This is a genomic window from Spirosoma liriopis, assembly GCF_023196085.1.
GTDB classification, from domain to species: Bacteria; Bacteroidota; Bacteroidia; order Cytophagales; family Spirosomataceae; genus Spirosoma; species Spirosoma oryzicola.
This window is the reverse complement of record NZ_JALPRF010000007.1, coordinates 81,018-92,376: the sequence shown is the minus strand read 5'-3', so window position 1 is coordinate 92,376 and position 11,359 is coordinate 81,018. Positions and strand designations below refer to the sequence as shown.

Annotated in this window: 9 protein-coding genes; 2 read left to right on the top strand and 7 right to left on the bottom strand. The window is 45.6% G+C overall.

The features are described from left to right. Positions 1–205: 205 nt before the first annotated feature. Together M0L20_RS25595 and M0L20_RS25590 are read right to left on the bottom strand one after the other, a co-directional pair. Positions 206–1,276, bottom strand: a complete 1,071-nt coding sequence (locus tag M0L20_RS25595) for an SDR family oxidoreductase (protein WP_248479992.1) — start codon at positions 1,274–1,276, stop codon at positions 206–208. A gap of 197 nt (positions 1,277–1,473) precedes the next feature. Further along, entirely contained in the window at positions 1,474–2,061 is a 588-nt protein-coding gene (locus M0L20_RS25590; protein WP_248479991.1) for a Crp/Fnr family transcriptional regulator, read from the bottom strand. A gap of 669 nt (positions 2,062–2,730) precedes the next feature. Here M0L20_RS25590 and M0L20_RS25585 point away from each other — a divergent pair. Beyond that, positions 2,731–3,714 (top strand): site-specific integrase, encoded by a 984-nt coding sequence (locus tag M0L20_RS25585; RefSeq protein WP_248479990.1) that lies wholly within the window; start codon positions 2,731–2,733, stop codon positions 3,712–3,714. A gap of 1,018 nt (positions 3,715–4,732) precedes the next feature. Here M0L20_RS25585 and M0L20_RS25580 read toward each other — a convergent pair. The 4 genes from M0L20_RS25580 to M0L20_RS25565 form a co-directional block, all read right to left on the bottom strand. Then, complete coding sequence (locus M0L20_RS25580) at positions 4,733–5,410, bottom strand: outer membrane beta-barrel protein (RefSeq protein ID WP_248479989.1); 678 nt, start codon at positions 5,408–5,410, stop codon at positions 4,733–4,735. Between the two features lie 125 nt (positions 5,411–5,535). Next, positions 5,536–6,090, bottom strand: a complete 555-nt coding sequence (locus tag M0L20_RS25575; RefSeq protein WP_248479988.1) for a hypothetical protein — start codon at positions 6,088–6,090, stop codon at positions 5,536–5,538. Between the two features lie 943 nt (positions 6,091–7,033). Then, positions 7,034–7,489 carry a GNAT family N-acetyltransferase gene (locus tag M0L20_RS25570; protein WP_248479987.1) on the bottom strand — a complete coding sequence of 152 codons (456 nt, stop codon included), beginning with the start codon at positions 7,487–7,489 and terminating at the stop codon, positions 7,034–7,036. Between the two features lie 309 nt (positions 7,490–7,798). Further along, positions 7,799–9,208: a serine hydrolase domain-containing protein gene (locus M0L20_RS25565; RefSeq protein WP_248479986.1), complete on the bottom strand. Its 1,410-nt coding sequence runs from the start codon at positions 9,206–9,208 to the stop codon at positions 7,799–7,801. Positions 9,209–9,601: 393 nt separating this feature from the next. Between M0L20_RS25565 and M0L20_RS25560 the strand changes: the two genes are divergently transcribed. After that, on the top strand, positions 9,602–10,477 hold the full coding sequence (locus tag M0L20_RS25560; RefSeq protein ID WP_248479985.1) for a DUF5694 domain-containing protein: 876 nt from the start codon (positions 9,602–9,604) through the stop codon (positions 10,475–10,477). A gap of 158 nt (positions 10,478–10,635) precedes the next feature. Here the strand turns inward: M0L20_RS25560 and M0L20_RS30390 are convergent, their stop codons facing one another. Beyond that, positions 10,636–11,358, bottom strand: coding sequence for a LytR/AlgR family response regulator transcription factor (locus tag M0L20_RS30390; protein ID WP_248479984.1), 723 nt, complete (start codon positions 11,356–11,358; stop codon positions 10,636–10,638). Position 11,359: the final 1 nt, after the last annotated feature.

Below are 11,359 nucleotides of genomic sequence, written 5' to 3'. Positions count from 1 at the left end.
AGCGGAGAGAGCTATAGGATTATATCTCCATCAGGATAAGCGATAAAGACGTTAAAAAACGATCTGGACTGAACATCTTTGCCATAACATTCCAGCGACAAAAAAGCCCTGACTCAACAGGGCTTTTTTGTCGCTGGAATGTTATTGATCACTTTTTTACATAGTTCTTTTCTTGACCGTGAGCCAAAGCGCCCTAACTAGCCAGCTAAGGAATGATTCGATCCTGACGCAATTGCTCAAATAAATCAAAAAACGACTCTCGGCTACTTTGGTAACGGCTAAAACCCAGCCTACGGCTATTCGCCATATCGGTCATTACTTCGATAGGCCGGCCCAGATCCAGATCGGTATGCCAGGGCGATGCCAACCGCTGTAAGTCCGGTTCCTTCAGGTTGTACTTGCTCGCTAACTGCTCCCACAACGGACCCCAATCGGCCATTTCCTGCTCCAGTGGCCGAACGGTGCCATCGAAGCCCTGGTAGTCAATGCCAAACCAGCCCGCTAGCTGAGGCCATAACCAACTCCAACGAAACACATCCCCATTAGTAATGTTGAAGGCTTGATTGTGAGCCTGGGGGGTGGTAGCTGCCCAGATTAGTTGATCTGCCAGTATTCGGGCATCGGTCACGTCGGAGATACCATACCACTGGGCAGCCGAACCCGGCCAGTTAAAGGAATGCCCCGTCTCCTTGCAGATACTGGCATAGACGGCCAGGGTCGTGCCCATATTCATCAAATTTCCCACCGTTTTACCGATTACCGTATGGGGCCGGTGGATGCTCCAGCTAAAGCCATCGCGCTCCGCTGCGGCAAACACCTCGTCTTCCTGGGCGTAGTAAAAATTGTCGAGCGCCAACCGAGGTTGCTCTTCCCGAAGGGGTGTCGGGGGCAGAACACCTTCTTTGACATAAGCGTCAAACGGGCCCAGATAGTGCTTCAGTCCGGTGACCAAAGCCACATGCTGCACTGACTTCTTGGGTGATAAAACATTGAGCAGGTTGCGCACCAGAGCACTGTTGACCCGAATATTTTCGGCCTCGGTGTCGTTGCGCATCCAGGTGGTAAAAAAGACGTGGGTGGGGTTAACTCCTTCGAGCGCTTGGACCAAACCTTCTTCATCCAGCAGATTGGCCGGGATGGGATGCAACTGTTCAAGCGTCGAAACCGGGTTACGCGCTAACCCGTAGGTCGTCCAGTTGTTGGCCAGTAACTTTTGCGCCAAGTTACTGCCGGTGATCCCGCTCACGCCAACGACTAATGCTGTATTTTTCATCATATCACTTTACTTAATCACCTCAGTAGGTACCCTTCGTAACCAACTAGCGAGCATAGGAGAACATCAATCGGGTTCCAAAATGAAGCCAGGTAAGTGTAACGTGAACTGAGATGGCCTGTTAATCTGTAGGCAAAGGTAGCCTGGTTACAGCCGTTGGCTCTTGATCTAGGGCAAGAAATATCCTTGATCTGGATCAATTAATCGGCCTGGCGCAGGGCGAGACTTTTGCGAATTCGGCTGATGGTTTCCGGCGCCAGGCCCAGGTAGGAGGCAATCAGGTGTTGAGGAATGCGCTGAAGAATATGGGGATAGCTGTGGGCTAGTTGGAGGTATTTCTCCTCGGCGGTGTGGGTATGGGAGCTAATTAAGCGTCGATCCTTGGTGGCCAGACTGTTCTGATAAAGCAGCCGGAAGTAGCGGTCCATGATGGGAACCTTCAGGGTCAAGGCCTCATAATCAGCCCGAGAAATCATTACCAATTGAGTTTCTTCAATGGCATCGATATTTAGCTGAGCTTCTTCCTGGAACAGAAAGCTGTTAAAATCGGAAATCCACCAGCCTTCCCAGGCAAACAGGCTGATATGGTCGCGCCCTTTTTCATCGACCGTAAAGGATCGGAGCAGTCCTTTCGCCACGAAAGAGAGATGGGTACAGATGGCCCCCTGTTGAAGCAGGTACTGACGTTTTCGCAACTTCCTGAGCGAAAAAAAAGATTGAATGGACTCCTTATCGAGTTCGGTTAAGTCGACTTTTTCTTGAATGTGGGCAAACAGGACGTCAAACATGGCTTACTAGCTGTAGAGAAATTTAGTGATAAGAACCATGCTTCCTTAGAATATGTCTTACGAGTTATCAAAACTTTTCTGTACTGCTTATTATACAAGGCTCAACTTGGTTTCATTAACTGTACAGATACAGTTGCCGTATTGGTAATAGACAAATTTATTAATTTCATTTTTTAGTATCTATCATTAGTTTATTATTAGATAAATACAAATTTTTCGATAGTCCTAATCCGTTCACGAAAACGCTTCCTAATTGGGCCGGTCTGAATAAAAACTTTTCATCGAACTTATCAAGGTATGTGTTCTCAACGTTGCTCTACCTTACAAACTAGGCCTCAATCTTGCTCGTTGTATAGGTACACAAAACCAGTTCCTCAACGTCAACAAACCTAAATATTATCAGTCTGCTCCTTCTTTACCCCTTTCACCAAAACTGCCCATCTAACCTAGGTATAAGCGGCCCCGCATAAATCATTTTGACAATAGGAAGCAAGATAGAATCATTAAGTCCGATAAATCTCAGTTAAAGTTCATACACACCTGCGTAGTTAGTTATTCTTGATAATATTTAATTATCACGAGTAATCGTATCTTTGCCCAAACGGTCCGGTTTCGATCAATTTGGTTCGAAACAGGCCCGACGCCAACTCTCGTTTCCCATGCCAACTTATGAGCCAACTTGATACCCCGTCCCAAACGCTGACCATCCTATCCGCTCCCGACCAAAGTTTATCTCTGCGCGTCGATGAACAAATTCGCCAGCAGGCCAGGGAGTTTCTGCGGGCAGGCCTGCAAGGATCGGCCAACTCTCACCGGGCCTTTATGACTGACATCAAGCAATATGCAGCATGGTGTGGAGAGAATGGCTACGAGTCAACGCCTTTGTTACCAGTGGCCCTGGTCGAATACGTCACCTTCCTGGGACGAACCCGCAGTTACTTTACCATTCAACGCCACCTGGCCAGCATCGCTAAACTACACCGACAACAGCGGCTCGACTCACCAACCACCGACGAGCAATTCAAAGTGTTTCTCAAAGGATTCAAGCTCAAAAAGACCGTGCGTCAGAAACAGGCACCGGACTTTTCGCTCAAGCAGTTTCGCCAGGCCCTGGACGCCTTACCCCATACCCCGACCGGTTTACGCAACCGGGCCATTCTACTACTAGGTTTCACGGGTGCGTTTCGACGCAGTGAACTAGCCCAATTGGATGTGGATCATGTTCTGATCGATGAGGCCGGCATGGTCATTCGGCTGCAGCGCTCGAAAACCAATCAATTCGGGGAGGTCGAGGAGAAAGCCGTTGGCTATGCCCGCGAAGCGGAGTATTGTCCCATCGCAGCGCTTGAGGCCTGGCTGACCATTTTAGGCCGGGAGCAGGGGCCTTTATTTGTGCGGATTCGGAAGGGGGAACGCGTGACGAGTGCGCGCCTTTCCGACGAGTGGGTGAACGTACTGGTGCAGCAGCAATTGGGCGCACCGTTTACGGCTCACTCGCTGCGGGCTAGTTTTGTCACCATTGCCAAAGCCAACGGCGCGGATGATGTGGAGGTGATGAATCAAACCAAACACCGCACGACGACGATGATTCAGCGCTATGATCGTCGGCGTAATATTCGTAAACATAATGCGTCGGGCAAACTGGGCCTTTAGGAGGAGTATTGAGCTGGTATGGTCATCGGACAAGCCAACTTGTCAACTACTTTACTTGTTAATTGATTGACAAGTAAAGTAGTTACCTAACTTACAAATAAAATAGTTGTCAAGTTGACTTGTGAATAAGTAAATTAGTTAACAATAGTTAATCTAATTAGATAATAGTCAGTATATGGTTTCGTTAGGTAACGATTACTTTATAAACTTTTCACCAATAGGCTATGGCGATTTTTGGTGCTGTAGTGAGGTTAGTCAATTAGGGTTATGGAATTGATTCTTCAATTTATGGACTTTCGCCACGATTCGAGAAGTGGATTAATAATTCCATTTTATGAACGTGCGTTGTGAAAACGTGACGAACTAAATTAATAAAAATAGCTCACTATGCTGGTCACTTATCGCATAGTATAAATGAGAGTTAATCAATCAGGCCACTTCTTTAAACCCGCAGCAATCCGAAGGGCTCGTTGAACGTCTTTCCAGTAGTAGCCGCTGTCATAGCCCGTCGACAAGCGCCGGGTGGCCGGTGCCATCACAAATACTTAAAAATTCAGTAGCGTCTTCCACGCGCTGCTTCTGGATCGCAACGGAATCAGGCTGGGAGGGGGGGATCAGATATGGGTTCCATATCCACAAAGGTAAGCAGTAAGCCAAAGAAAAGGCCCCAACGGATTTAGCGATGAGGCTGAAGAAGCATAACAGTTGTAAAACGGCGGGTGAAGCGTTTTATTGTATAGCCTGAAACAAGAGGGATCTTATTTACCAATTTTTTTCTGACCTAATTAACCGAACAGCGACAAATCGTTTATATAAAATTCTCACGAACTCATGGGGGCTTTAATAAAAGGTACTATGATTCAAGAGATGGCATTAACTTAAGTAGTGTTCTTCTTCTAATAAGGTCGTTACATGGTGTTGGGAAACCGGTGTTTAATTGGACCACCTCTTTTAATAATTGTCAACAACTATCCGTAGCATACGCTAAAATCTTAACTGCTGTATTATACTATCCATATCAAAAATTGATTCCTGTTGTTAGAGCAAAACTCTCAAATTTCACCCGCGTTGGGTTACCATCAGAGATGAAGGAACTGTTAGTGGTGAACAAATAATTACCAAAATACCGTTCGTATTGTAGTGTAACAGGAATACTGATTTTTTGCAGTTCGATCGTAACGCCCACACCAGCAATTCCACTAACTGTAGACTTGTTTGAAGACGGAGTATTTGGCCCTATGTTTGGGCAGGGGGCAGTAATGCAGACAAAATCATATTGTTTCCTAAAGTTGCTGCTTGTGAGATAATTGTAGCTCAAACCCGCCTGAACAAAAAATAGGTTTCGATTAGGAGAGACGTAATACCGATACACGAAGGGTAGTTTAAAGGTGTTTAGACTTAGTTTGCTAACGTTAGATTGAGCATTAGCCTCGGCAACCTGTGTCCAAGAAGGTTGCATATGTAAAGATGTTTGATTTGTGAATCGATACTTCATATCAATACCAGCCAGGAGGCCAGCTTGAGACTTGAAATAATAGGAATCTACAAACGAATTTGTATAGTTCAAACCGGCAAAAAAACCTAAACTGAACGGACGTGTTTTCGGCGTCAAAACTTGTTGTGCTTGGAGACTATTAGAAGCTAAACAGATGAAAATTGTACAGAAGGCCAAGAGGAAAATAAATAGTTTTTTCATTGTAAGATCAGAATAAAAGTGAGTTTTTATGACTTCTATATTCTTCCCATGAATCACATCTTTGTAGAGCTATATAATTGGGTAATAGTTGTAATCTGTTGTTGCACAAGTGATTTTATATTAATCTAATAGAAATAAGGAAGGTGAATCGTACCAGTTTCTATCTCGTTACTAACATTTAAAGCACGATCTCGGATTTGAATCTGATATTTGGTGGGGATAGTTGTAAACCTGTTACCATAAGGATAAAGTTGTTCCAGTTCCAAGTCCCCTTCAATAGGCCCTGTTCTACCTTTCCCACTCAACCGAGGGAAAAATAAGGTTGTATTCTCACCTGTAGGAATGGGTTGATACTGACCATTCTTTAATTGAAGCGCAATAATCTTATAATTCCCCCAACCACCTGCTTGCCTGTAACGAGCTATTTCCAAGCTATCTATTGGCAAGACGTCACCTAGGTCTCCATCCCCATCAGTAAACCCAATGGTGATTTGTAGTGAATCGCGTTTTGATTGACCAACTCCTGAACCCGCTTGAAGGGCATACCGACTAAATCCCTTAAACTTGATTTGTGGAATCTTCGAGCAGGTAGGCTCCTGGAAACAACTAGATATGAAAAAACTTAGCAGCATAATGCCGCCATAAAGCAGGGCCTGTTTGTTCCTATTTACTTGTTCCATAGCTTATTGATGGTGTATAATAAAGGTCGCAGAAGTCTAACGGGGACTTATACCAGCTACGTATATTCAGTCTAAGAAAGGATTGCGAGTGGTAGTACCTACAAAACCAAAACTGTTATATAAGTGAATGTGGCTGTTGCAAAAGTCGATACAGACCTGAATCGCCCTTGTCAGTCCCCTGTTTTCGAAGCAAAATAGGGTCGAATATGGCTCAACTAGTAAGACTGACCAAAGACCAATAGACTTTTGCAACAGCCACTAATTTTATGTTATGAGATTAAAACAATAATCGATAAAGGTGACCTGTTCGTGTTTAGGGGGAAAATACAACTCTAATAGCTTCCTTCTAACAGAACTTTAAGTTGCTTTGCTTCACTATGGAAAGTATTATAATTGATACTACGCTTAATAATTGTAACTCCTGAGCAATCGAAGATATAACTCATAGCAGAACTAATAAACCCATTCTCAAAAGCCAAAAAAGACTCGTTTTTGTAGGTGTATACCACCACTTTCATTTAGGTTTCTGAAAGAATTGCAGTTGGTCTTTTTGCCAAGAAACATCTGTCAGAGATTTGTCTGAAAAACAAGATAAACGTACTCCTTCTGGACTAAGATCATCTTTGGAACTACACATTTGAGCTGTGGACAGAAAGCTAGCTAAAATGGCAATCAGTAGTGCAGATCTGCTCATCTAATCAGGAAAATAAAGGGTTGTGCTATGTAGATTCCATCCCTTCTAAAAAGGTTGGAGGAGTGGGTTTTCTTGCTATATAAGTGATGTGGCTGTTGGGACAATGGCCTAGATTTACCATTAATAACCCTATTTTTTAATGTAGAGATAGGTCTGATAAGGCACCCAAACAGAGGTAGATTAATCCTTCAAGGCCTTTTGCAACAGCCACTGAATATTATGTTAATCCATACCTTTTTACTTAGTGACTTAAGCCAGATCTTTTCCCATACACACACTGTCATCATCGCCAACATACACGCCGTAGCAAGGAATTGATTTATAACCGCATCGTTGATAAAGCGCAATCGCTTCGGGCTGTTTAATTACAGTTTGTAAGACAGCCATATGGTGACCTTCTTCCTTAGCCCAATCCTCAAGTTGAGCTAGGAGTTGCTGAGCCACTCCGAAACGCCGGTAAGCAGGCTGCACGTACATTCGTTTTATTTCGACACTACCTGCTGGCTCAACTATTTTGTAGCAAGCACAACCTACCGGTTCATTTTCATTAAAAGCGAGAACAACCCTAGCTTCTTGTAGACCAGTGTTGTGTAGATCGTATTGACTCTGTTTAGGCCCATAGCGCTGTAATAAATCGTAATCTAATTGGCTAATAAGCGTTTTGAACGCAGTGTCGTCGGCGGTGCTTCTGATGAGAGAAGTCATAAGTAAAAACAGTTGTATAATTTAAAATAAGTTAAGTACTACAGAATGGAAGACAAAAACAAGCGCTGTCTGACAGCTGTCAGACAAAAGGTGAGTTTAGTTAATAGCCGTTTTTTAAGCGATCCCCAGAAGCAGTATGTACAAAATGGCTAATCATATAAGACCACCTTACATGAAGTTTGCTTCGTCTCGTGTGGGAGCGATTTGTGAGATGGTGAGGAGGACTTGCCTTGTGAGCCGGGGTTGTGATTAGCACTCAAAAGCTAGAGGAGTACTCCACATCCCGTGGCAATATCAACAGCAACCCAGTTAGCGTTTCTCCCACATGAGTTGCCCCATATTCAAGACCATCCCATGAGAAATACTGTTCGGCATGAATTCATAGCTAATGCTGTAGCCACCCTTGCCAGGACCGCTAAAGTGATAAGTGCCCCTCGCTTCTAAAGCCGATTCGGGTAAAACGCCCGCCAGATAGTTGGAGTATAACTTTCCCTCTTTTAACCAGATCTGTAGACTATCAGTGCCCCCTACCAACCGATAGCTACCCGTAAACTGGGTCAGATCGCGCACCGGCTTGGGGCTAAAAATCGGTTCTACTAGCCCACTGATGTAGGCATTGATTCGTGAAAAATCAAAATCCGTCGTATTCGTCAAAATTACCCAGCCGACCTGTGAACCAGGATTCACGACCAGTTCACAACGGTAACCCAGCATGGCGCCCTCATGAATCAGATAGGGATAGGCGGGTTTCCAGCCAATGTTGAAGGCTTGCATCATCGCTTTATTCTTTGGCGAGAGCACTTGATCCGCTGTCCTAGAATTGGTTTGGAATTGAAAACTAATAAACTTAGCTAAGTCTCTGGCGCTGGCATAAAGCCCACCAGCAGGAACCGAGGAATTGGGCTTGAGGGGGGGTACCAGCCGATAATCGTGGGTAGCCTCGTCGTAGAAATAGCCTTTAGCGACCCCACGACGGTTGGGACTTTCCGGAAAAAAGGCACTATTGGCCATCTGTAAGGGTTGACAAATACGCTTAATCACGTAGTCTGCGTAGTCCGTTTTAGCGGCACGTTCCAAAGCAATGCCCAGTAGTGAATAGCCCAAATTGGAATAGTGTCGATTGCCATAATTGAGCAGCTGATAATCAGGATACTCTTTATTGACTGATGCCAACGATTGTAAAAATGCCTTCTTTGGAGCAGCCTCGATTACTTTTTCAAGGCTTCCGGCCAAAACCCACTGGTCAATTTGTTTGGTAAACCCCAGGTCCGCTGGCGAGTTGCGCGGTAAGCCCGAGGTATGGGTAGCCAGCTGAAACAGTGTCGTCGCTTCCTGGGTAGAGACTTGGCCATCAACCTTGAATTCAGGTACGTACTTTTTTACCGGCTCATCCAGTCTGAGCTTGTGCTGCTGGATAAGCTGCATAAACATCGTTGCGGTAAACAGTTTGGTCAGCGACTGCAGCGAATATTGGGCGTCGAGACTAGCGGGTATTTGTTGGGCTAGGTCAAGATAGCCCATGGCTTCCCCGAAGATAATTTGATTTTGATGCACAATAGCCAGCACCACACTCGGGGAATGATAGCGGTTTTGAAACCCAGTCATTCCCTTTTTTAGGGCTACAACGGTGGAGTCCGGTAAGGCTCCCACAGGTTGACAAAAGGCGGGTAGTAGAAGGGCCAAATTGGTCGCCAGCAAAAGCAGAATCCGTATCACCATTAGCACAATAGCAGTTGGAAGATTGTATTTTCTGCATTGAGCACCGAATAACGTGCCAGCTTTAAGTTACTGATAAACAATAGATAAGCATCTCAAGATTGTCGTTAGTTGTGCGAAACCGCACGAGTCGTTCGAAATCGAACCAGGCTCGTCAACCTTAGCCGCCCCTTTTAGACCTGATTTTCGTCGGGCAAAACGCTTTATTGATGCAGTAGACCTGAGTTTCCAACAGAAGCTTTTTATAAAAGCTTCTGTTGGAAACTCAGGTCATAATCGTGAGTTGTCGTTTCGCAGCAAGCTGCTTTCTGGAATATAGTCTCGCTCATTTGCTCTCAGCAAGCAACGTTGTACTGATAAGAGCGTCCTTGTAGCATATATGCTTTACTTAATTGTATGAGATTGGTCTACTTGCTGCTGTTTGTTCTTTCAAGCTCTTCCACACAGGCGCAAACCGCACCCCTGCGCCAACAGATTGATGCGCTGTTTGCTTCGCCCAAGCCCCAGGTGCTCCTGTTAGGAACGTTTCATTTTGCGGGCGAACGGGTTGATGCTAATACCACTCCGGCCTATCTACGGGTGGATATACGAAGCCCAAGCCGGCAGGCCCAGCTGGGTGAAGTAATCAAGCGGATTGCCCGCTTTAATCCCACTAAGATTGCCATCGAGGCCTCCCCGAACGCTAAACAGTACATCGATTCCGTTTATGCTGCCTACCGAGCGGGAAAATTTCGAGGAGACAAACGCGTGAGCGAGGAGGATGAACTCTACCAGTTGGGCTTCAGATTAGCGGACCGCTTAGGCCATCGTGAACTTTTTCCAATCGATGCGCCCCCCTTTCGGATTCGCTTCAGTCCAGTCGATTCGCTGACGATGTTCACCAAGTACGAACATCAGGCCGACTCTTCTTTTGCCTTTTGGGACCAGCAGTATACCACCTATGCGAAGCTACAAGACTCCTTAAAATACCACGCATCGGTAGTGGACTATTTGCGCTTTCTAAACACGGACGATACCCAATCACGTAGCATCGGGCGGTGGCTCGTGACGACAAAACGGGGAACCAACCGAGAACCGATTGGGGCGGATGGCTTCATCTCCCGCTACTACAACCGAAACCTGCGCATCTATTCCAACATTCAGCGGCTGATCACCAGTCCATCTGACCGTATTCTAGTGCTTTATGGCAACACCCATCTCTACATTCTAAAGCATTTAATCAAAGCGAGTCCCGAGTTTGAGCTGGCCGACACGATGGACTATTTGAACTAAGTAAGCCGTCCAATGGATGGCTTCTGTACAAGCTAAATCTTGATACCGGCCTCAAATGCGCTAGAAATAGGCAAAGCATTGCTTGAAAAGCAGCCATCTGCTTTTAGCAAGTATAGGCTAAGGAGCTGAAGTAGGGGATAACTCCTGATCAACGGTTATCAGGACCCGATTTGCTTCATAAACGCTTCTCTATAATACTCGCCAATGGGGATGGAAGTTGACTGGATGTAGACCCGGTTGCCTTCGATGTAATCGATCTTAGAGACATTGATCAGGAAGGAGCGATGGATGCGCACGAACCCGGCGCCGGTGAGCTTTTGCTCTAAAACGCTAAGGGGGATAGTCACCGTCAGTAGTTTCGTCTCGGACGTAATCTTTACCTGCTTACCAATCGCTTCGGCGACGAGAAAATCAGACTTTACGATTCGGATTAGTTTGCCGTCGGATTTTAAGAAAAGAGAATTATCCGAACCGGTAACGCAGTTTGTTAAGTGTCCCTCATTACGATTTTGCGTAGCCTTGTTCAGCGTAGTAATAGCTTTGTCAACCGCGGCCATAAAGCGTGGCAACGGAATCGGTTTTAAGAGGTAGTCGCAAGCCGCTAAATCAAACGCATCTACCGCAAACTCCCGGTACGCCGTCGTAAAAATTACCTGTGGTTTTTGAGTCAATGTTCTTAGAAAAGATAAACCATCGAGTTCGGGCATGTCGATATCCAGAAACAGCAGGTCAACTGGCGTTTCGGTCAGTACTGACTTGGCTTCAAAGGCGTTTTCGCAGTGGCCAACGACACGAAGCTCCGGTATATGGGCGCAGAAGGCAGCAAGTATTTCCCTCGCTATGGGTTCATCATCGACAATGAGGCAGGAAAGGGTGTTCACG